Annotated in this window: 21 protein-coding genes; 11 read left to right on the top strand and 10 right to left on the bottom strand. The window is 42.6% G+C overall.

Features of this window, described 5'->3' with window-relative positions; all coding sequences use genetic code 11:
- The first annotated feature begins 24 nt into the window (after positions 1 to 24).
- Positions 25 to 1119, top strand: coding sequence for an alpha/beta fold hydrolase (locus QTN47_RS19125; protein WP_369331014.1), 1095 nt, complete (start codon positions 25 to 27; stop codon positions 1117 to 1119).
- A gap of 6 nt (positions 1120 to 1125) precedes the next feature.
- On the opposite strand, the gene QTN47_RS19120 is transcribed toward QTN47_RS19125, so the two are convergent.
- Positions 1126 to 1812: a hypothetical protein gene (locus QTN47_RS19120; RefSeq protein WP_369331013.1), complete on the bottom strand. Its 687-nt coding sequence runs from the start codon at positions 1810 to 1812 to the stop codon at positions 1126 to 1128.
- Positions 1813 to 2008: 196 nt separating this feature from the next.
- Between QTN47_RS19120 and QTN47_RS19115 the strand changes: the two genes are divergently transcribed.
- Positions 2009 to 4447: an ABC transporter permease gene (locus QTN47_RS19115; RefSeq protein ID WP_369331012.1), complete on the top strand. Its 2439-nt coding sequence runs from the start codon at positions 2009 to 2011 to the stop codon at positions 4445 to 4447.
- 220 nt (positions 4448 to 4667) lie between these two features.
- Positions 4668 to 5168, top strand: coding sequence for a GNAT family N-acetyltransferase (locus QTN47_RS19110; RefSeq protein WP_369331011.1), 501 nt, complete (start codon positions 4668 to 4670; stop codon positions 5166 to 5168).
- A 482-nt stretch (positions 5169 to 5650) separates the two neighbouring features.
- On the opposite strand, the gene QTN47_RS19105 is transcribed toward QTN47_RS19110, so the two are convergent.
- Positions 5651 to 6049, bottom strand: coding sequence for a VOC family protein (locus QTN47_RS19105; RefSeq protein ID WP_369331010.1), 399 nt, complete (start codon positions 6047 to 6049; stop codon positions 5651 to 5653).
- Positions 6050 to 6310: 261 nt separating this feature from the next.
- On the opposite strand from QTN47_RS19105, the gene QTN47_RS19100 reads away from it, so the two are divergent.
- Positions 6311 to 7360, top strand: a complete 1050-nt coding sequence (locus QTN47_RS19100; RefSeq protein ID WP_369331009.1) for a S66 family peptidase — start codon at positions 6311 to 6313, stop codon at positions 7358 to 7360.
- Between the two features lie 151 nt (positions 7361 to 7511).
- Positions 7512 to 7934 carry a secondary thiamine-phosphate synthase enzyme YjbQ gene (locus tag QTN47_RS19095; protein ID WP_369331008.1) on the top strand — a complete coding sequence of 141 codons (423 nt, stop codon included), beginning with the start codon at positions 7512 to 7514 and terminating at the stop codon, positions 7932 to 7934.
- A gap of 28 nt (positions 7935 to 7962) precedes the next feature.
- Here the strand turns inward: QTN47_RS19095 and QTN47_RS19090 are convergent, their stop codons facing one another.
- From QTN47_RS19090 to QTN47_RS19080, 3 genes are all read right to left on the bottom strand, one after another.
- Entirely contained in the window at positions 7963 to 10029 is a 2067-nt protein-coding gene (locus tag QTN47_RS19090; protein ID WP_369331007.1) for an eCIS core domain-containing protein, read from the bottom strand.
- A gap of 219 nt (positions 10030 to 10248) precedes the next feature.
- Positions 10249 to 11436: a sialidase family protein gene (locus QTN47_RS19085; RefSeq protein ID WP_369331006.1), complete on the bottom strand. Its 1188-nt coding sequence runs from the start codon at positions 11434 to 11436 to the stop codon at positions 10249 to 10251.
- A gap of 161 nt (positions 11437 to 11597) precedes the next feature.
- Positions 11598 to 13385 (bottom strand): alpha-L-fucosidase, encoded by a 1788-nt coding sequence (locus QTN47_RS19080; RefSeq protein WP_369331005.1) that lies wholly within the window; start codon positions 13383 to 13385, stop codon positions 11598 to 11600.
- A 195-nt stretch (positions 13386 to 13580) separates the two neighbouring features.
- On the opposite strand from QTN47_RS19080, the gene QTN47_RS19075 reads away from it, so the two are divergent.
- The gene (locus QTN47_RS19075) at positions 13581 to 14738 is read left to right on the top strand and encodes a glycoside hydrolase family 43 protein (protein WP_369331004.1); all 1158 of its coding nucleotides are present in this window, start codon (positions 13581 to 13583) and stop codon (positions 14736 to 14738) included.
- 96 nt (positions 14739 to 14834) lie between these two features.
- Here the strand turns inward: QTN47_RS19075 and QTN47_RS19070 are convergent, their stop codons facing one another.
- Complete coding sequence (locus QTN47_RS19070; RefSeq protein ID WP_369331003.1) at positions 14835 to 15722, bottom strand: SDR family oxidoreductase; 888 nt, start codon at positions 15720 to 15722, stop codon at positions 14835 to 14837.
- A gap of 263 nt (positions 15723 to 15985) precedes the next feature.
- The gene (locus QTN47_RS19065) at positions 15986 to 16558 is read right to left on the bottom strand and encodes a Crp/Fnr family transcriptional regulator (RefSeq protein WP_369331002.1); all 573 of its coding nucleotides are present in this window, start codon (positions 16556 to 16558) and stop codon (positions 15986 to 15988) included.
- A 257-nt stretch (positions 16559 to 16815) separates the two neighbouring features.
- Between QTN47_RS19065 and msrA the strand changes: the two genes are divergently transcribed.
- A complete protein-coding gene (gene msrA / locus QTN47_RS19060; protein WP_369331001.1) occupies positions 16816 to 17322 on the top strand; it encodes a peptide-methionine (S)-S-oxide reductase MsrA in 507 nt (168 codons plus the stop codon).
- Positions 17323 to 17387: 65 nt separating this feature from the next.
- Here msrA and QTN47_RS19055 read toward each other — a convergent pair whose 3' ends face one another.
- Positions 17388 to 18194, bottom strand: coding sequence for an alpha/beta hydrolase (locus QTN47_RS19055; RefSeq protein ID WP_369331000.1), 807 nt, complete (start codon positions 18192 to 18194; stop codon positions 17388 to 17390).
- 92 nt (positions 18195 to 18286) lie between these two features.
- Positions 18287 to 18880, bottom strand: a complete 594-nt coding sequence (locus QTN47_RS19050; RefSeq protein WP_369330999.1) for a Crp/Fnr family transcriptional regulator — start codon at positions 18878 to 18880, stop codon at positions 18287 to 18289.
- A gap of 287 nt (positions 18881 to 19167) precedes the next feature.
- Here QTN47_RS19050 and QTN47_RS19045 point away from each other — a divergent pair, with 287 nt between their 5' ends.
- The 4 genes from QTN47_RS19045 to QTN47_RS19030 all read left to right on the top strand — a co-directional run bounded on the left by QTN47_RS19045 (position 19168) and on the right by QTN47_RS19030 (position 21458).
- A complete protein-coding gene (locus QTN47_RS19045; RefSeq protein ID WP_369330998.1) occupies positions 19168 to 19320 on the top strand; it encodes a hypothetical protein in 153 nt (50 codons plus the stop codon).
- A 262-nt stretch (positions 19321 to 19582) separates the two neighbouring features.
- Positions 19583 to 19762, top strand: coding sequence for a hypothetical protein (locus tag QTN47_RS19040; RefSeq protein WP_369330997.1), 180 nt, complete (start codon positions 19583 to 19585; stop codon positions 19760 to 19762).
- A gap of 443 nt (positions 19763 to 20205) precedes the next feature.
- Positions 20206 to 20715, top strand: coding sequence for a VOC family protein (locus QTN47_RS19035; RefSeq protein ID WP_369330996.1), 510 nt, complete (start codon positions 20206 to 20208; stop codon positions 20713 to 20715).
- Positions 20716 to 21005: 290 nt separating this feature from the next.
- Positions 21006 to 21458, top strand: coding sequence for an SRPBCC family protein (locus tag QTN47_RS19030; protein ID WP_369330995.1), 453 nt, complete (start codon positions 21006 to 21008; stop codon positions 21456 to 21458).
- A gap of 201 nt (positions 21459 to 21659) precedes the next feature.
- Here the strand turns inward: QTN47_RS19030 and QTN47_RS19025 are convergent, their stop codons facing one another.
- On the bottom strand, positions 21660 to 22601 hold the full coding sequence (locus tag QTN47_RS19025) for a pentapeptide repeat-containing protein (protein WP_369330994.1): 942 nt from the start codon (positions 22599 to 22601) through the stop codon (positions 21660 to 21662).
- Positions 22602 to 22807: the final 206 nt, after the last annotated feature.

The following is a 22807-nucleotide window of genomic DNA, read 5'->3' as shown; positions in this document are numbered from 1 at the left end:
CCGTAAAATCAATAAGTTTATTGAATGAAATACATATTGGCTTGTTTAACGCTAACTTTCATTTCAATAACATCCTCTTTCGGTCAAAACACAGATGATTCCGACCATTATGCAGATGCAAAAAAGATCATTGCAGATCTCGGCAAGATAGTTAATCCCAAAGGCATACAAGAAAACTACGAAACCTCGTTAGGAGGCGTAAAGCAATGGGTATTTGTTCGCGGACAGGATAAAGACAATCCTGTGATCCTGTTTGTACATGGCGGACCAGCTTCACCAATGTCACCGGTTATGTGGATGTTCCAGCGGCCGGTTGAAGAGTATTTTACGGTAGTTAACTATGACCAACGCGCATCAGGTAAAACATACGCCACAAATGATACTGCAGACCTGGGCAAGACTATAAACATAGATCAATATGTAAACGACGCAATAGAATTAACTGAATTTCTTAAACAGCGATACCACAAGCGAAAAGTCATTCTTATCGGCCATAGCTGGGGTACAATTGTAGCGATGAAAGCTGCCATTAAGAGGCCGGATCTTTTTTATGTTTATGTAGGTATAGGACAGATCATCAACACCATGGACAACGAGCGGATCAGCTACGAGTTTGGTGTAAAAGAAGCAACAAGACTTAAGAATGATGAGGCCCTGGCCGAATTGAAATCCATTGCGCCATATCCGGGCAACCAGCCGGTAACGCGCGAACGGATTATTATTGCACGAAAGTGGCCGCAATATTATGGCGGTCTAAGTGCATACAGAAACGAATCGATGTATTATTTTAACGCACCGCTGTTGTCGCCGGAATACAGCAAAACCGATGCGAAAGCCATAGACCAGGGAAGCCTGTTCTCTTTATCGAAGCTATTGCCTGAATTTCTTTCTGTGGATTTCAAAAGCGTACACGAGTTCCCTATTCCTGTATTTATGTTTATGGGAAGACATGATTATACCACACCTTCCGAACCAACAGCCGCATGGCTGGAAAAAGTAAAGGCACCTTCCAAGAAGGGAATCTGGTTTGAAAACTCTGCGCACCTGGTGCCGTTGGAAGAACCTGGCAAAATGTTACTCACATTAGTGAACGACGTGCGGCCGTTGGCTGTGAAATAAGCGAGGTTACATAGTACAATATTCAAACAGACCTTTGAGATCGTCTTCCATATTAAAATTAACCTTATGATCTTTCAGGTAAGCTGATACTTTTTGCTCACCAAACACAGTATTAAAGTTCTTTTTTGTTGCTTTTACAAAATGATTGTATTTATCGCCTATATAGAATGACGCAACTTTTTTAAACAACACATCTTTTCTAACCTCCAATTTATAAAGCTGGGCATTGTCAGTAACTACTGATTGGTAGGAATCAATAGATGATGTACCTGAAGATATGTCGTATGCACCTTTCTTTTTATCAAGAACCTGCACCATCTCAGGTTTTGCCGCAAACTTAAATTCATTGCGACTGGCAATTTGTTGTACATAGCCATTATCATAATAAAAATACAGGGAGTCAATGCGCACATAGTCCAGCAAATTAGGTTCAGCAACGGCCAGGGTATCTCCATTGTCACTAATGAAATGCATCTCATTCAGCAGGTAATTGTAATTGAACAACCGCGAATTGGAAGTCTTGTTCTTAAACATTGCAGTTCCCTGTTTAAAGGCGGGTAACACATATTTCGCTTCACCTGGTAGCACAGCGTTCGGTACTTCACCGGCTTTTACAGGGTATTCTTTATTTTTTTGCGCAGAGGCAGTCAACGCACAAATAATGCTTAGGGTCAGCAGCAATCGTTTACTCATAAAAAGTAGTTTGAACATGAAACTTACATTTTTTTTCTCATACATGAACTGTTCGTTTTCAAAACAGACAAATTTTAATGCCGGTTTTGATTTGCGTTTTTTAAAAAATTGCTTCCAATATTAAACGGGCTTGTAACTTTTTTTAAGCTCCTGCGTTTCAGCTGCAACCGAAACTTTCACCGCTAAAACTTTGGAGATGATTAAGAACTATCTCAGGATCGCGCTCAGAAACCTGCTGAAAAATAGAATAGCCACCATTATTAACATTGGAGGATTAAGTGTTGGCATTGCTGTAGCTATACTTACCGGTTTATGGTTGCATGATGAACTGTCCTTCGACACTTATCACGACAACTACAATCGCATCGCAAAAGTGAGCTTTACGGGCACAGATAAAAATCATGGATCCTTTATAAGCTCAACCCTCTCCTATCCATTAGCAAACGAAATAAGCGTTAATTACAAGGACAACTTCAAGCGCCTGGTAAGAGCAACTGCAGGCAATGTATCAATTCTCTCTGCAGGAGAAAAAAAAGTATCCCGCATTGGTCGCTATATGGATGAAGAAGCCCCCAACATGTTTACATTAAAAATGGTGAAAGGAAGCAGGAATGGCCTGCGGGACATGCATTCAATTCTCATCTCCGCTTCAACATCGGAAGCGCTTTTTGGCAATGTTGATCCTATAGGCAAATCAATACTCATCAACAATAAAACAAACGTTACAGTAACCGGCGTATATGAAGATCTGCCCCTGAATACCGAGCTTACCAAAACCAAATTTATCTCCCCGTTTATTTTATGGGTAAGTGAAAACGACTGGATTGAAAAAAGAGCGACCAATGACTGGATGAATCATTTTATGAAGCTGTTCGCTGAAATAAAACCGGGAACAAGTTTTGAATCAGTCAACAGTCGAATTGAAAATGTAGAAATCGAGCACATCAAAAATGTAGATGATGAAAATTACCGGCAGGAGCTTTCAATCAATCCCAAAGTTATTCTTGATCCAATGCCCAAATGGCACCTGGAAGGAAGTGACCGCAGGGGAAACCGGGACCCGGCTGTAAAGCGCATGGTTTGGCTCGTATCACTGATCGGCGCCTTTGTTTTATTACTTGCCTGCATCAACTTTATGAACCTGAGTACGGCACGTTCAGAAAAAAGAGCTAAGGAAGTAGGCATCCGAAAAGCCATTGGATCTATGCGTAAACAACTGATCCTGCAGTTTTTCAGCGAATCATTAATTATTGTTGCGATTGCTTTTGTATTTGCGATGCTGTTAACAATGGCATCACTTAACTGGTTCAACCAGCTTTCAGGCAAAGACATGCATATTCCGTGGGGCAATCCGTTCTTTTGGGCTGCAAGTGTTTTGTTTATTTTCATCACAGGCTTTATTGCAGGCAGCTATCCGGCGCTCTATCTTTCTTCATTTAAACCACTCAAAGCATTAAAAGGCAACTGGCGACCCGGACCTGAAGCGGCAATACCGCGCAAGGTGTTGGTGGTATTTCAGTTTGCAATTTCTGTCGCATTGATCAATTGCACCATCATTATTATGCGGCAGGTTCAGCATGCCAAAGACAGGCCAGTTGGTTATTCGCGCGACGGCCTCATCATGATCAACATGCGTTCGGACGATTTCTATGGTAATTATGATGTGTTCAGAGAAGAATTGCTACGTACAAATGTCGTTGCCGATTTTGCAGAATCGATGGGCAAGGTAACAGAACTCGCCTCCAACAATGGCGGATTTGACTGGCAGGGACGCGATCCTGATAAAGAACAGAATTACGGCACATTGGCCATCTCACGCGACTATGGCAGAACCGTGGGATGGCAGGTAACGCAAGGCAGGGATTTTTCACGTGAGCGCGACATCGATTCATCCGGCCTGATCATTAATGAATCTGCAATGAAAGAAATGGGTATTGACGATCCGATTGGGAAAGAAGTTACCTGGACATGGTGGATGGATAATTCACAACTAATTAAGTATACAATTATCGGCGTGGTAAAAGACATGGTAGTTGAATCTCCTTATGAACCAACCCGTCCCATCCTGTACTACCGCAAAGGCAACAATGGCGGCGTTAGCTGGATGTTTATTAAGGTGAAGCCAACTGTTGCAATGAGTGCAGCGTTACCTAAAATTGAAGCAGTCATGAAAAAGCTGGTTCCATCTGCCCCGTTCGATTACCAGTTTGCTGATGAAGATTACGCGCAGAAATTTGCATCTGAGGAAAGGATCAGCAAGCTTGCCGGATTTTTTGCCGCACTGGCTATTTTCATTTCAAGCCTTGGATTATTCGGGCTAGCTTCATTCACCGCAGAACAGCGTACCAAAGAGATTGGCGTGCGAAAAGTGTTAGGCGCCTCTACCGCCGTGCTTTGGAAATTACTTTCGGGTGAATTTATGCTGCTTGTAATGATTTCGCTTTTGATAGCCATACCTGTGTCTTACTATTTCATGCACCGGTGGATGGAGAATTTTCAATACAGGGCGACACTGCCGGCATGGTTATTCATCATTTCATCCTGTGCAGCGTTGAGTATTGCGCTGGTAACAATTAGTTTACAAACCATAAAAGCTGCATTGGCCAATCCGATAAATAGTCTAAGAACTGAATAATTACCGGTGTCTTCCGTCCAATAACAGATCTGTGGACAGCGTTATTGTCAGATCACAATTCGTTTCAGAAGATCTGAAACCATTCTCTGTGCAGCTCTGTGTGTTCTCCGTGTGTCTCTGTGTAACTGTATTATATTATTTCACAGAAAAATGGCAGAACCAGACATGGAGTGCCACAGAGGTTTACAGCTTGAAACCTGCCATCTCAACCGCTGATCAAATGAAGTATATTTGTTTAGTAAAAACTCAATTTAACTCCAAAACGACTTCATTGATTACCATTAAAAGAACAGACTCAACGGATTCAGATTTCATCCAGCTTGTTTGCGAACTCGATAAGGATCTTGCAATAAGGGATGGTGTCGATCATTCCTTTTATGATCAGTTCAACAAAATTGACATGATAAAACATGCCATTGTTGGCTATGAAGAAAACACCCCCGTTGCCTGTGGAGCCATTAAAGAATACGCAGCTGAAACAATGGAAGTAAAACGAATGTATGTGCTGCCCGAAAAACGTGGCAAAGGATTCGCCAGTGATGTTCTGAATGCACTTGAAGAGTGGGCCAAAGAACTGGGGTATCGCAAATGCATTTTGGAGACGGGCAAAAAACAACCGGAAGCTATTCAGCTGTACACAAAAAATAATTATGCCATTATCCCCAACTACGGCCAGTATGAAGGCATTGAAAACAGTGTGTGTTTTGAAAAAGTGATTTAGTAGTACGATTTATGAGGCCCGCCCGCGCCGAATGCGCATCCGGACAGGTACGAAGTACTCAGTTTTCAACTCGCTTACTTTTACTTAGCCTCTCAAGTAAATGATATTGAATCATATCATGCACCTAAATGTGAAAAGGCAAGTTCTTTCGCAAGTCACGTCACTTAAACTTAATTTTATTAAGGAGATTAGGCTGGACTCAGGCCATCCCAGAGAGATGAAATTATTATAGAAAATGCCTAAGCTATTTGTTCAAACCCCAAACGGGGTGACACTTTTCTATATCATCCCGTCGGGGTTTAAATCCAGGTATGTATATCTTTCGATAATAATTTCATCCCCTGCCCGTTCGGTCAGGCGGGCTTCGGGATTTGTTTGACGGAAGTATATCTATAACCATTATCCGACAATCATATCGACTCCCCGTATTCAAATCTAGCTGACGGTAAAACCTATCTAGTACTCAATGCTGATCATTTGAGTCAATCAAATAAGGTAGAAGTTTCAAACAATGTAAACTGCATGCCAGAAGGATCTTCCAGCCGCATTACTTTGCTCCACGGCGCCTGCTTTACATCCGCCAGCTTAATCGCGCCGCCGTTTATAAAGATCCTGGCAGCATCTTCAATATTTTCTCCAATGTTCAATGCCAACCTGACAGGTCCTGCAACCCTTTTACCGACTTCAATTTCGTCAATGCGGTCCGCGTGAGCTTTATCAATCAGTTCCAATGAAGCCTTACCGGCCTCAAGTATAATGCCGTTACCTTCCGGATCGTGCCATTCCTTTGAGGTCTTAAGGCCGGCTACATCACGATAATACTTAATTATTTCCTCCAGGTTGTCTACCGTAAGAATGATCCGCAGTTCTTTTATTTTCATTTACTATTTATTTCATTAAGCAGTTTAGATCATCGCAGGCTATCAGCGAGTGAGCTCTTCAAACGCGTTTATGTTTCTTGACTTGTCAAAAGATGTCCGAACCTGACAACATTATTCCTCTTGTCAAAATAAGCATGTTTTCTATTTTATACAAGCGCCTTACTCTGCAAAAAAGCTGTCGTAAGAACATCTTCCTGGCAAACACAAATACACATGAAGAAAAATAATAGATTGCAGCAGCAATAATAAATAATTGAGAGAATGCAAAAGCTAATGAAACCGGTGCGGCTTTCGCCCGGTGACAAGATCGCAGCAGTAAGCTCTTCAGCGGGTTTAGCTGGCGCGCTTCCCTACCGTTACAAGACCGGTAAACAGCAGTTGGAGAATCAATTCGGATTAACCGTCGTTGAGATGAAACATACACTCAAGGACCTTGAGTGGGTTAAGAAAAATCCCAAAGCCCGCGCTGAGGATCTAATGGAAGCTTTTGCAGATCCTTCTATCAAAGGTATTATTTCAACAATCGGAGGTGATGATTCCATACGCATGTTGCCTTATCTCGATCTGAATATTATTTCAGCTAACCCTAAAGTTTTTGTCGGATATTCAGACACAACGGTATCGCATTTATGTTGCTGTAAAGCGGGAATAACATCTTTTTACGGCCCGGGCATCATGGCCAATTTTGCAGAAAATCAGGGTATATTTCCCTATGTAGCAGAATACTTTACCAAAGCAGTTCTATCGCCCGATGCAATCGGAGAGATAAAAGATTCAGACGTATGGACCAATGAATTTCTTGACTGGTTCAATCCTGACAATCAGCTTATAAAACGCAGGCTTCAAAAGTCAGACGGACGTAAACTCTTGCAAGGCAGCGGCGTGATAAAAGGCAGACTTTTCGGTGGTTGCATACAAACATTAATCACACTCAATGGCACAGCGTTGTGGCCCGGCGAAACCGGCTGGGATGATTCGCTTCTATTCCTTGAAGTTGCAGAAACGCAGTTGCCACGCAACATTTTCGAATACTTCCTCAGAAGTCTTGGTACCCAGGAAATATGGGACAAAGCCAGGGGAATTATTTTTGGCATACCCGGAGGACAAAAAATCGAAGCAGAATTTCTTGGATACGAAAACGCTTTAAGAAAAATTATCGGGGATGAATATGGCCGAAGCGACATGCCCATTCTATCACGCATGAATTTTGGCCATACAGATCCGGTATTCACTATACCTTATGGTGTTGAGGCTGAAATTGACTGTGAGCGTAAAAGTTTTACAATTATTGAGAGTGGGGTTGTAAGTTAAAAAAGGCTATGTGCCCTATACTTTTGAAATGCAGGGCACATAGCCTTTGCAAAATAGAATGAGAACTTGTCCTACACCTTGAAGGTGCAAAACAAGTTCTCATCTGACATTCTTCAACCTCCTTTGCCACATTACATGTACTTTCGCTATCATGAAAATGTTTCAGCAAGAGGTTCACTTAAAAGAACGTAAAAGAGGCTTTCATATCATTACGCAGGAAGTATTGCTGGCACTGCCGCAAATTACGCAGTTAACAACCGGCATGTGCCAGGTATTCATCAGGCACACGAGTGCATCGCTTACCATCAATGAAAATGCTGATCCTACGGTAAGAGTTGATTTTGAGACTTATTTCAATAAGGCTGTGCCGGAAAATGATCCCGGTTACCGGCACAATGATGAAGGGCCAGACGATATGCCTGCTCACCTGAAATCATCCATCCTTGGCAGCTCCGTATTGATCCCAATTCGCCAGGGACGGCTTGCGTTGGGCACCTGGCAGGGAATTTATCTTTGTGAACATAGAAATTTTGGTGGCCCGAGGAAAATCGTGATCACAGTATGGGGCGATTGAGAATAGTTATAAATTAATTTTCGTTCCTTTATTCGGCGCCCCGCAACAGAGAAGCAATTGCCATCCGTACAGGATTATCTTCCTGCCAGGTCCCCAGGTCCCCACCAGCAACAACGACTTCATCCCGATCTTCAAATACGGCTCCATTACCTCTGGCAACAATGTGAGGAGCCTTTCCGGAAACAAGATATTCATAGCCGTTGGCCACGTTGTTACCTCTGTGCTGCTCCTGGCTATTCACTGTTGTATCGGTATACGCTTTAATAATATCCTGAGCAGTAGCAACGAAGTTTGGTTGCGTCCCAAGAAGTACGGTTTTGAGTGAGTTCTCATGGCCCGTCCTGGTTGCCCCGGTTGAACCAGCAATACTATGCAGCAAATTAGCAGCTACAACATCGGCAGGATTGGCTTCCTGAAATGCACCCACCGGCAGTTTGATAGCATCCAGTGCAGCAAAAAATTTGGCTGTACTGGCCGCAATTGCAGCATTAAGTCTGGCTCGAATAGTGGCTATGCGCAGATCACTCACATCGCTTCCCAGCATCTCTCTCACATAACTATCACGGGCAGATTTTGGGAAATAGCGTTGTATATTTTTAGCACTCGACTGACCTCCCCAACCAGCATCATTGGTGGCCAGTCTGGCCATAGTATCCATCAATACCATTAGTTGCACAGTTGCCAACTGTGAGGTTGTGAAGATATCGCTAAATATGCCCGGTTCTACGGCCGTCATATCTGCCATCAGGGATGTATGTAACTGTCTTGCATTAATCCATTGGTTGTCAGTAGTTAATTTATCAAGTATCCTGGTTCCTACACCAGCTCCTCCTACACGTTCCCGCCGTATATCCGCATCATCACTTCGTCCCGCCAAATATTTAGAAACATTACTCAATGCTATGTTTTCTATAGTAGCGCTTCCTTTGTATCCCAATGTAATTTGAACTGAACCCAATGTTCCCCGCGGATCATAATCAAACACCCGTGCGGCGGTTGCCTGTGTGAGATGGGCCGCACTATTACCTTCCCGGAAAACAATCTGACTACCGGCATGAAGGCCCTGCTCTGCAACGATCGCCTGTCTGAGCGCTTCTCTTCTCGACCAAAGCCCGATCCAATCCTGCCCCACTCTAAGTATAAAATTATCCTTCGTATAATTATGGCCATGCCGTTCAATTATCCATTCGGCAGACTCCACGTCATTTTCGAGCCTCGTCAAACCCGCCTGCAATGCTATATAATCACCGTTATCTGCATCAGCTACGTCGTAAGTGCCCATTGGTACAGCGTAAAAAGTTACATAAGAACCTACAATGCTTACTGCATGCGGTGCTGCATTGTGTACAGCAAGGCCACCTACAGCAGAAGGTTGCCACTGATGAAGTTCTGTTCCTCCATGCTCAGTGTACTCTATTCCCCCTCTCACCCGTTGAGCAATATCTAAACTTCCCGCCGTTGCATTTGATAATATTTTATCCTGATCGTTTATAGAATGTACTGTATGTAGTGCCTTCCCTCCCATTGCATCAGCTTCTTTTTCCAGTCCTTCATCATCATTGATCTGCATATTGCCTTTCATTTGCATGGTGGGCTTTACACGTCCCTGCTTTTGTTGTACTACATGCCATGCTTCATGAGGCAAATGTTTTTCCTGGCCGGGGCCGATATGAATATCCGTTCCCTGCGCATAGGCGAGCGCATTCAACCGGGCTGGTTTGTCTGAGTTGTAATGAACTTTTACATCATTCATTGAAAATCCGGAAAGATTTTCTATACCTGATTGCAAATTGTCTGGCAAACCTGTATTGCGTTCTTTTGGTTGGACAACAGGAGGGTTGCGCTGATCTGCCATTGCCTGGTAAACACGCAATTGCTTAACCGGCCTGCTGTTATTTGCCATATCTTTGAATGCCTTCAATTGCTTCGCATGGGCATTCATGTTGATACTATCGTGCTCCTGTCTCTGAGCGGCCATTTCAAAACTACCATCTGCAAATTGTGTAACATCGTTATCATGTTCCCGTTGTCCAACGAAATTAGCAACCGCGATGCTGCTGTCATTCCTCTGTTCATTAGAAACACGTGTGTTCATATTTCAGAGATTTTATATACTCAATATAAAAAATAATTGGCAAACAAGTGCATGCTAAGGTAAACAGACTATAATGCAGCATTGTGATGATGTTTCAAAGGGATAAATGATAAATCATTTTTTGGTGCACTCTAATAAAACATCACCCTACAGCAAAATATCTGATAATCAGCAACCGCAGAAACTCAGAATTTGTAAACTTCCAATTTACATCGCCGTTCATTTAATACTTGCAGGATCTACCACAACATACTTTATTGACTCGCCTGCTTTGCCAAGTGAATGGGAATAGCTGATGTGCACCAGGCCATCACCAGATTGAATAAGGCAGGGATATGAAAAGCTACCACTATCTTTTGGTACGTTCTCCAATGTTTTTTTCCATCGCCATGTTTGGCCTTCATCATCGCTCAGGAAAAAACTTAACCGGTATCGTCCGTCAGATTCATCATTGCCAACAAACGCCCAGCGCTTATCATTCAACTTTATTAAACCTACACTCGCCGTATTCGGGATATCTGTTTTTTGTGCAGCTGACCAGCTTTGACCATTATCCACGGATTTGCTGACTTGCACCCGCGAAGGTGCATCACCGTTATCCCGCATATACGCAACAAGATCACCATTTTTATCCTGTACAAAAGCAGGCTGAACATTGCCCCTACCTACAATAGGGAGACTTGCGCGCCAGGTATCTCCATCATCATCGGAAATGGCTGCCAACGACATATTGAAGCCATCTGAATACAGCGGCAACAGGATTCTGCCTGTAGATAATTTTAGTGGCGTTATCCTGGTCATCCATCCGGTACTTCTTTTTGCAAAATCGTGACTGGCCTCTACAATCATGTTGTCGTATGATGGTGCATATGATGCAGTTCCATGTCCATTTTTCTGAAGCTGTTTAAATTTATTTGCGGTCTCTATAGCGAAGCTATCTGAAGGCGCAAGTAAAATATTATCCTGCCAGTTCCACTCGGGCGCGATACTGTCCGTGTAACGAACGGCTGTGCGGTATTTCAGTACAGAGCATTCCCAACGATGCGCCTGCACGGCGATCCACACAAGAAATAACTTGTTATGATTGTTGAGAAACAAAACAGGGTTGCAATCTGGCAATCCGTAGGTATCAGCCATAACAAACGGCGCGGACCATGTTTTTGATCCTTTTCTCAGGCGGGCACCCATTATTTTTACGTCATCCGCCGTACGCTCTCCGCTGCCCTGGAACCAGGCCGCCAATACATCTCCGTTAGGAAGACTTACAATACTGCTGCCATGTGTATGTTGAGGTTGCGGAGGAAAGATCAGTCCGCTAAAAACTGTTTGTACCGGTTCAATTTTGGTTTGTGCAATTACAAGGCAGGAAAATAAAAGACAGGAAATCGTGGCAATCAATCGACTCATAATTCGTTGGGATTGGTATTAAATGAAGGAAGCTATGAAATATTTGAAGGATTACAAATTTTAAAAGCGAACGTATCGCCGATTATTTAAAGGACTTTTTTGCCCGGATAATTTGTTTGTCCGGAAAAACAAAAAGCTATTTCTAACCGGACAAAGCAGCGTTATTTGGCTGGCTCTAACAATATCGTTTTTAATTTAAACAACTCCTTTCCTTCCTGATTTGGCCGGATTGTAATGGTATAAATTCCACTTTCCTTAATACCGGCTATTGCGACAGGATGTTTGATGAATAACAAAGGCGCACTACTTTCAAATTCGGAGGCGCGTAATGTTTTAAAGAAATATTTTTTGCCGGCTATTTCCAATGTTGCTTCCTGGTTTGCACTACCCTGCGGACAAGCGTATTCTAATACTATTTTATAATCGCCGGGATCAGCAACCCGAATTTGAAATGTAACATCATCATTTGCAGTAGCCATTTCAGTAACGCATGTAGCATGCTTCCAATCACCGAAATAATGACTAAAAGTGAGGCTTTCTACTTTTGCCTTGCCATTCGTCTTTGCAAAAACAGCATCAATATTATTTGTTTCATATTGCTGTGAAACGGTAACAGGATAAGTAATATCATAAGCCGGCTGCTTGTTATCATCAGTGTATTCTACAACAAAAACGGTATCAGCCGGAGCTTTGGTTGAAGCAGAAAGATCTATTATGATGTCGTTTTCCCTTCGCTTGAAACTGAGTTGTTTTTTGCCTGCCAACGCATATACTTTGTCAACGCCAGACCTGAAGCCGGGCACCAGTAACTTTCCGTTTTGCGGCATATTAAACACATGCAAAAATAACTTACCTGGCTTTGCGGTAGTAACACCCCACGGTTGCGCCGGTATAAAACCTGCTGTAGTGCTATAAATACTTTCACCATTTACTACAAGCCATTTGCCTGTTTCTTCTAAGTATTTTTTTGAATAATACGGAATGTTTCCTTTGCCATCCGGACCAACATTCAGCATCAGGTTTCCTCCTTTAGATGCAACATTTGCCAGTAACTGTATGATCTCGCCTGAGGTTTTAAAATTCATATCATGTTCAATATAACCCCAGGAATCATTGTGCGTATAGATGGACTCCCATGCACCTTTAATGGGAACCGGCGGCACTTCTGAATCACCAAAATCTTTATAATCACCCAGTCCCTGCCCTACCCGGCTACTAAATAGACTTTGTGGTTGCAGCGCATGTAAACTATCAACCAGGCTTTGAGTTTCTGCTTTGGAGAGTCCGCCAGGAAGATCAAACCATACAATACTCAGCGGGCCATATTGCGTCAGCAACTCCTTCAATTGCGGAATAGCTTTCTGTTGATAATACAATTGGTAATTCTTTTTATTTGCGTCAAAATCCCATTCATTTCCCCCGCCATTTGTTTCGTGCCAGTCAACAAATTGCGAATAATAAAATCCAAACCGTATGTTTCTTTTCCGCGTGGCATCAGCCAGTGCTTTCATCGGATCTTTTTTGAACGGCGATGCTTTAACTATCGTAAAATCACTCACCCTTGAATCATACATTGCAAAACCTTCGTGATGCTTTGCCGTTATTACCATATATTTTATACCCGCGTCTTCGGCCAGTTGCGCCCAGGCGTCAGCATTGAAGTCAGTTGGATTAAATTCTTTTGCTACCTGTTCATATTCTTTAACCGGTATTTTAGCCTGATGCATGATCCATTCACCACTGCCATAATATCTTTTCCCTTTCCAACTGCCTGCCAATTGAGAATAGAGTCCCCAATGTATAAACAGCCCGAACCTGGCGTCTTTAAACCATTGCAGATCGCGATGTTCTTTAGCAACAGAAGTTTTATCCCACATATTCTCCATGGCTTGCTGCGCCTGTGCGGATGATAAAATAAAAGCAAGAAGTGTTATCAGAAATATTCTCATAGCAAGTAATTCGTTGATGGAAATAAAAAATGATTTGCAGCTCATGCATCTGAATACATGATCATCCGAAAATAAAATAAAAAACGACAGAAAAATGATTTTTTGCAACCTCGATATGAGATTACATTAGTTACTACAACTTAGCTTTCAAAACTTATATTTCATATCTTGACAGGCAATAAAAACTATTGACTAATGTTTTATGTTAAGAATATGCTGATCAGCTTCTCGATCATACTGCTTGCAGCTTGCAACAATCCTCAACCAGAAAATGCGAACCCAAAGGCAGCATCAGATTCAATCTCAACCACTTTTTGCAATCCTTTAAACGTGGCATTGGGCGACCCTTTTATATTGCACGCATCAAGCGGAAAATATTATATGTATGGAACTTCAGAAGCCACAGGTTTTAGAACATATTCATCAGATGATCTTGTTCATTGGAAAAATGAAGGACTGGTATATACCGGTGCGACTGAAAAATCATGGACAGAAAGCAGCTTCTGGGCTCCGGAAGTATACGAGCGCAATGGAAAATATTATATGTTTTTTAGTGCCAACTGGAAACAAAATCCTACAAATGAAAAAGAGAATTTTCGCATAGGAGTTGCGGTTGCTGACAAACCCACAGGGCCATTTATTGAACTTAGTGATAGACCAATATTTGATCCGGGTTATCCAATTATCGATGCCAATGTATATTTTGATAACGCGTCGGGCAAAACATATTTATACTATTCACGCTGTTGTTATAAACATCCTGTAAAAAGTGATGTAGCAGACTGGGCAAAAAAGGAAAAGATCTTTAATGAAGTGGAAGAAAGCTGGGTATATGGCGTTGAGATAAAACCCGACTTTTCCGGTGTAATTGGGCAACCTGTTTTATTGTTGCAACCACCAACTAAAATAACCGATAAGCAAGCCGAATGGGAAAGCCGTTCCGTGACATCAAAAGAAGTAAACCGCCGTTGGACAGAAGGTTCTTATCTCATTAAAAAGAATGACACTTATTACCTGATGTATTCAGCCAACTTCTTTGGTGGAAAAAATTACGCGGTTGGTTACGCTATTTCAAAAAACCCTTTGGGTCCCTTTGTGAAAGCTGCCAATAATCCTGTGTTGCAAAAGAATATTGACAGTGGCGGGAATGTAACCGGCACCGGACACAATATGGTATTGGAATTACCTGATGGTGAAATGTACTGTGTATATCACGGACGCACCAATAAAACCGGTGATGAACGGGTTGTATTTATTGATAAAATGGAAATCACAAAAGATAGTTTGCTCGTGGTAAACGGACCAACCACTGCACCACAGAAAATGCCCGTTGGAAGTCGTGAAGGGAAATAATTTTAAATAGAAAGGTTTGAGGAAGAAGCTGCCAGTTTTTTATCTGTCCTACACCTCACCGGTGTAGGACAGATAAAAAACAAGTTGAGCCCTCTCCTAAAAATAAATTCCCGGAACTAAATCTTCCAGCAATCCCTGCTGTCCGGGCTCCCAGCCCAATGACCAGCGTGTTTGTTCACCGGACGCGGGACAATCTATTTTAGCGAAATGTGTAAACCAGCCAAAATAATCTTCAGCATCTTTTCCTTCTTTGCTTACTGTTGGTAAATTCAATCCTTTTCCGATAGCTGTTGCAATTTTGTTGAACGGGATACCGCCTTCCGCTACGGCATGAAAAATTCTTTGCGCCGGTTGCTTTTCAATAATCAACCGGTAAAGCACAGCAGCATCTAAACGGTGAACTGCCGCCCATTGGTTGCTCCCCTCGCCGATATAAGCAGATTCGCCTTTTTCTTTGGCTATCCCGATTACGATCGGAACAAATCCATGATCACCTTTTCCATGAACCGTTGGCGGAAGCCTGACGATGTAAGAATTTACACCTTTTTCAGCAACGGCATTTGCTGCTTCTTCGGAAGCTGCCCGGGGAATAATATCGGAACCAGCCGGCTTGTCATCTTCGGTCACGGGTCTGCCGTAGCTTAGCAACCCAACACCTGATGTGATGACCAACGGACGAGCAGAACCTGCAAGCGCTTCACCTAAAGCAAGTATCACCTTGCGGTCATCTTCGCAATTGGCTTTAAAACGACTGAAATCATGGTTAAAGGCTGTATGAATAACAGCATCGCAACCTGCCGTTCCTTTTTGAATACTTTCCAGGTCTTCCAGGTTGCCGCGGTAAACTTCGGCGCCGGTTTTGGCCAGTTCTTCAGCAGCACTGTCCGAGCGCACCATTCCAAGTACCCGGTGACCAGCCTGTAAAAGTTCCTTAACAATTGCGGAGCCTACAAACCCCGAAGCTCCTGTAACAAATACGCGCATATGCATGATAATTTTATTGACAACAAAATTGAAACAAAACATACGCGAAAAGGTGGTCATTTGACCATAATTGCAAGTACGAAGTATGAAGTACGAATTACGAAGTACTCAGGTTTAGACACGCTTATTTTGTGTAGCGAAGTCAGTGTGAATTACGAAGTTCGAAGTATTCAGGTTTAGACACGCCTATGCATCTCAGTGCAACCCTGTGACTCCTCCATGGGTCTCCTGTGTAACTATATTAACTCTTTTACTAGCTGATTTTAGCGATGTATTTGCGCATGCCGGATACGGGTGAGTGTTTTTAGTGAAATGCCCAGGTAAGACGCAATCATGTGCAGCGGGAGCCTTGAAAGCAAATCGGGAAAGTTGCGAACAAAATCCTCATATTTTTCTTCCGGCGTAGCACTCAATGCAGTCAATAGCCGTTGCCTGCTGTTGTAGATGTTGTGCGAAATCAATTGTTGGGAAAGCATTTTAAACGCGGGTATATCCGAAAGCAGAACATCAAAATCAGCCTTGGTCCAGAGAAGCACTTCACTTCTTTCTACAGCAGCAATATTGTATTGCGACGGTGTCTGGCGGTCATAGCTTTCCACATCTAAAGTCCAGGTATGCTGCGGAGAAAACTGAAGAATATGCTCACTGCCATCTTCCGCTATTCCATAATTGCGCAGTAATCCATCTACCACAAATATTTTGTGCCGGCAGATCTGGCCCTGTTGCAGTAACAACTCATTGCGATGAAGCGACCTTGACATTGCAACGGAACAAATCAGATCAATGTCTTCATCAGCAAGACTGGTGTTCGTACGAAGATATGTTTGGAATGACATGGACATAGGTATTCAAAATTAACGGTCCCGGCTTATTGAAAGACAACAACATAGCAAATATTGCTGTCTACAAGCACTGATAGAAAGTCATGGCAAAATACAATATAATCGCAACAGATCAGCTTCTTTATGATAACTTGCCAGAATGTGAATGATAAGTATGACAGATTTTCCGTGTTCTGCAGAAAGAATATTGTAAGAATGGCATTGCAGCCTTTGGCACAGATAGTGCAGACTAATCAGGTAAATAACTTTATATGGCAATACAAACCGCAATTTTAGCCGGAGGATGTTTTTGGGGTGTTGAAGAGCTGATACGTGCACTTCCAGGTGTAACAAAGACACGTGTAGGTTATACCGGCGGCGATGTTCCAAACGCCACGTACCGGAATCACGGATCTCATGCGGAAGGCATAAAGATCACCTTTGACTCAGACAAGTTATCCTATCGCAAACTGCTGGAATTCTTCTTTCAGATTCATGATCCTACAACGCTTAACAGGCAGGGTAATGACGTCGGTACCTCATACCGTTCGGCCATCTTTTATCTGGGTGAAGAACAAAAGAACACAGCCGTCGACCTGATTAAGGAATTGAATGCGGCGCACGTATGGTCAAAACCAATCGTTACAGAAGTGGCGCCTGCAACGGATTTCTGGGACGCAGAGGAAGAACACCAGGATTATCTGCAAAAAAATCCATACGGTTATACATGTCATTACATTCGTCCTGAATGGAAACTGTCAACCGAGAAATCGAAATAAAACAAGAACCTTACATGACTGGCGCGAATGTTCTATAACGTCATTCGCGCCAACAACCGACATTTCTACAAACTCAGAAAAGCCTTCATTTGCGCAAGCGCATACTTCGCATGGAATGAATGAATATCGCTAAGCAGCCACACATGCGTTGCATCATTATGTACAGATAATACTGAATTGGGTTGAATGCTGCTGACCGACGCATGAAAATCCCTGCTGTCATCCAGCAATATTTCACCCGACCCAACAAGAATCAATACCGGCGGAAATTGTTGTAATGATTGATCATCGTAGCTCACCTCTTTAAGCGGTCGTGAACCACGGTACAATTCGGCATATTCTTTTACGCCTTGCTGATTAAGCACTGGATCGTTTGCTGCATTTATTTTGTAAGATGGCGTATCAGCTTCCAGGTAAATCCATGGAGAAAGCAGTATTACGGCTCTAGGCAACTGTCGTTTTTTTACGGTCATGCTTTTAATTGCAGCAACCGTGAGACCTCCACCAGCACTGTCTCCAATGATAAAAATCTCCTGTTGTTGTTCTACAAGATAATCGTAAACAACAACCGCGTCTTCCACGCCAAAAGGAAAGGGATGTTCCGGTGCAAGCCGGTATTCAACCAGCAACACACGAATGCCGAGATGAGCCGCGACATGTGCAAGCATATTTTTGTGTGAATCAATACCTCCCATGATATACCCACCACCGTGAAGATAAATAGCTATTGCTCCGTCTTGCTTCCCTTCCGGGATAAACCAGTGAGAAGAAACACCATTGATTGTCTCAGCCTGAACTGTTACATCTGCATGAGGTGGATATAAAGTACCCAATTGGTTGAAATCCGCCCGTTGTGTTGCTATTGCTTCCATAAATTTTCTGTTTCAATGTTCGTTTCACCAAAATTGAACTAAAACGAGCAACCGCACCCATAAAGAAGTTTAAGAAAAAGACTTAATCTGGTTTAAGACTTTTCGGTCTTTTTAGACAAATTACCCCTGATCTTACTAAGAAATTCAGGCGTAATACCGAGATAAGATGCTATTTGTGTATTGGGCAAACGCGAGGACAAATTGCTATACTGCTCCATAAAAGAAAGATATCGTTCTTCCGCAGTCTCGCTGATCGTTTGCAATAATCGATTTTCAAGCGCAACATAACGATCCTCAATGATCACCCGAAATATGCGTTCCATTTTCTGATACCGGGAAAGCAAATTATAGAGATCTCCCTGCGCAATTTGTAGCACTGTGGCCGGTTCTATCGCCTCAATAAACATGCGGCTTGGTTTCACATTATGAATACTATCAACCTCGGTGATCCAATCATTCTCGGCGATAAACTGTAGGTTATGCTCCACTCCCTTTGTATCTACATGATACTTTTTAAAACATCCATCTACCACAAAAGTGTAATGCTTACATATTTCTCCTTCCTGCAAAATCAACTGTCTGCGGCGAAGACGGCGTTCGGTTGTGCAGGCACTCAACGCGTCTTTTTCTTCATCAGTTAAGGGAAGATATTTATTGAAGGCGGCAAAGAGAGATTGCAGGCTCATATATGGTGTAAGAAGTTAGGGCGTAAAAATAGAAGAAATATTAGAACTGGCGCGAGTGTTCCGAAGGATCACTCGTGTCTACCAATCCCGAGCCGATTGTATCGGCGATTTTGCACTACAAAAGACGAGCTGGCACGTGTTCTTAAATTCTGGCGCAAGTGTTCCGAAGAATCACTCGTGTCTACTAATTCCCAGCCGATTGTATCGGCAATTCTTTCACTGTTACATATCATATACCCCAATACAATAAATCCATACTTTTGCGCGAAACACAGCCTCTAAACCTTATGTCTTCAAAATTCAAAGTAAACGAAGATGCTGTTCCGCATTTTGTGACATTCACCGTTGTCGGCTGGATCGATGTATTCAGCAGGGAATGCTACAAACAAATTATCACTGACAGTTTAAAATACTCTGAAAGCATGACTATCATCCGATAGAACTGGACACAAGTGAAAAATTTTCGCAGAGATTAAATTACCTGCACAACAATCCGGTAAGATCGGGATTGGTTTGGGAGCCGCGGCACTATAAATATAGTAGCGCGAAGCATTATTGTACTAACGGTCGTGGGTTGTTGAAACTTGAGGGTTTATCGCATTGAATCGCCGATACAATCGGCTTGAAACTAGTAGACACGAGTGATCCTGCGGAACACTCGCGCCAGAATCACTTTACAAACGGTACTAAATTTTATACAATATGGATTTTAATGACACAGAAATCAATGAAATTTATTTATTCTTAGATGATTTATTTGCACTTAAAATAAAGGCTCAACTTAAAGGAACAGGGCTATTCTTAAAAGAGTTTGAGCGAGTTATTGATATGCATACCGACGAACAATCATATCAGTTAGTTGTAAATAAATTCGTGTTTTAATTTAAAAGTAAGATGGGCATTTACAAGGGATTACTTGAGATATGCAATAGTGAATTACTGGACATTCAGAAGGAAATTGATTTTCTTGATGAACATAAACACAATGACTTAACACACAACGCTAATTTCTTCTATAATCGTTTTGAAGAGCTTTATGACCGGGAAAACAAGATAGTTCGACTAAAATCGAAACTTTTATCTTTTCTAACGCTGAAGAGCTCGGAACCAGAAAACAAGACTACCATCTAATAGAATTGAAACGCCTATACGTTCGGCTAGAAATTTAATAGAAACGAGTGATCCTGCGCATCATTCGCGCCAGACGTTGCCCAACTTCTGCCATTCGCCCGTCGCAATCAGCCTTCATATTGGCGCAAATAGCCTTGTGAGACAAACCAATGTATTTTAATTTTATGCCTCCACTAACCTAACTATAAACAAACATGAACAACATTAATAACATCGTCGCTGAACTTGAATTTGCTCAAATAGGCTGGGTGGTTCCGGACATTCACGCTGCCGTCAAGTTCCTTTCGAAGACACTCGGTATTGCAGGCTTTCCTCAACCGGAACATTTCAGCGCGCAGGATCTGAATATGACCTACTATGGCAAGGTGGTGGCGGGCGATTGGCTAACCACTCAGACTTATAACGGAGGCACCTTTATCGAACTTGTTCAACCGCTTTCGGGCCAAAGCATGTTTCATGATTATCTCGCACGATATCCCGCAGGAGGGACTCAGCACCTCGCTTTTAGATTGCCGGTAAGCGATTTCGAGAGGATCACCAATGACTTGCGTGAACAGGGTTGTGAAGTCATCAGTACAGTTGACCACCCGATTGCGCGAATGATGTTTTTCGACACTTATCAAACGTTGGGTGTTGTTACCGAGATCATGGGCATCACACCGGAGGGATGGACTGCCATTGAGCAAATGCAAAAGGCAAAGTGAAGAGTATCTTCATCCTTAGTGACCGTAAAACAAGGTTTTCTGCGATATACGATAACATTAAAGCATCAATAACTTTAAGTCCAATAAATGTCTTAATTCTTGAATAAAGATCTTGCAACAAAGTCGTAATTAACCTTTAAACTGTCGTATTCAGCCACTATAAAAATTCAATCTTCTTATCATCTTTGTTGTGTTGAACTCAATTAACAACCAACACAAAGTGGAGCAGCGACCACTACAAAAACGGGCGGCACCGAAAAGCCTTACGAGTAGGAGCAAAAATCTATCTTATGTCCAGCAACAATGCAGTTTCGCTACACAGGATGCTTAAAACAACTCCGGAAAAATTATATCGCGCATTTACCGATGCTACGGCAATCGCGTCATGGTTGCCTCCGTATGGATTTCTCTGCACCGTTCACGAAATAAAAGTAGAAGCAGGCGGTTCGCATAAGATGTCATTCCAGAATTTTTCAACAGGCAACAGCCATTCATTTGGCGGCAAATACCTGGAACTCAAACCCAATGAGTTTTTGAAATATACCGATGCGTTTGATGATCCCAATATGCCAGGAGAAATGACCACCTCTGTGTGGCTCAGGAAAACTGTTGCAGGTACAGAAATAAAAATTACACAGGAAGGAATCCCTTCCAACATACCCGCTGAAATGTGCTATTTAGGCTGGCAGGAATCACTGGAAAAACTGGCAAAGTTAGTTGAGCCCGAAATTCCGGATGCCTGATTCGGACGACTAATTTTTTATAAACGATTTTTACAGTATCTAACGAGGGACGTCTTACACCGAAATAATAATCAATCTAACTAAGGCGCGAGTAATTCTGCAGAATATTCGCCCCTTGTTTGTGCTCATTCAGGGCAAGAGGCGAGCTTCGGAACTTTTACAATTCTACTACTTAAATTTACTTGCCTCTTATTGCCTGCTTCATATAACCGCAACCTTTGATAAATCGGCCCCCAGGCCTTTAAGTGCAGCATATGTGAGTTTATCCATCATTGCGCCTTCAAAGTGTATGGTTGCGATGGCTTTGTAATATTTATTAGTCAGCGCATAAGGCGAACGGAAAGATACATTTTTGAGTGTAGCTCCTTTAAATGTAGCCTCGTTCAGCGCCGACTTGTTAAACCTGGCGCCGATAAACGTTTGCCCGTTAAGGCAAACTCCGCGCAGATCTGCATATTTAAAATCCACATCATTAAATGTGCAGTTTTCAAAGATCGTCTTTCTAAGGTCGATGATCGTCAGCTTCACGTCGATCAGTTTTACATCGGTGAATTTTGCACCAGCCAGCTCTGACTTATTGAATTCAGTGCGCACAAGGATGGTCTTGTTAAAGCTCGCATCAGTGAGGTCACAGGTGGACAAGAGGCAATCTGTCAGATCTGCGCTGTCGAAATTGCCTTCGCGTACATCGCTGCTCATGAACGAGCTGCCGGTCAGGTCTGCCCCGGCGAAATCGGATCCCCGCAATGAACTTGCTTTAAATTTCCTGTTGTGCGCGGTAACGCCGGCAAAGTCGCTCGTTACCAGATTACTCCCGCTGAAATCCGTTAACAGCTGCCGCTCCGATGAACCTGGAAGATTGACATCTTCCTGTTCATCTTGTTCTTCATCAATATTAGCCGCGATGCGCCTAATAGTCGACGTTTCGTCGACTGATTGAAAATTTTCTGAGAAATAATTAAGGTCAACACCTAAAATCTCTGCGAGGCGGTTAAGGGTAACAATGTCGGGAATTGACTCTCCACGCTCCCATTTTCCAACTGCCTGTGGGCTTATAAACAGATGTTGAGCCAGTTGCGCCTGAGACATATTCATTTCCTTTCGTGCTTGGGCAATTTTGTTGCCGATCGTATTTGTGTCCATGTCTACTATCTTTTTTGTTTTATTTTTTCAACACCACAAAGATATTGGGGCTTATTCCGGGAATGGCAAAACGGCGGAACTTCCTGGTTGTTATTACGCTACTATTAGTTGTTATTTGACAACCAGTAGTTGTATTCATCGCATTATGGCAAATTAAGGTTCATCAACAGCATTTCCGTCGATTCCGGCAATACAAAACATATTCG

Source organism: Danxiaibacter flavus (assembly GCF_041060425.1).
In the GTDB taxonomy this organism is placed as follows: domain Bacteria; phylum Bacteroidota; class Bacteroidia; order Chitinophagales; family Chitinophagaceae; genus Danxiaibacter; species Danxiaibacter flavus.
Note: the sequence above shows the minus strand (reverse complement) of the source record. Positions and strands in the feature narration are given on the sequence as shown.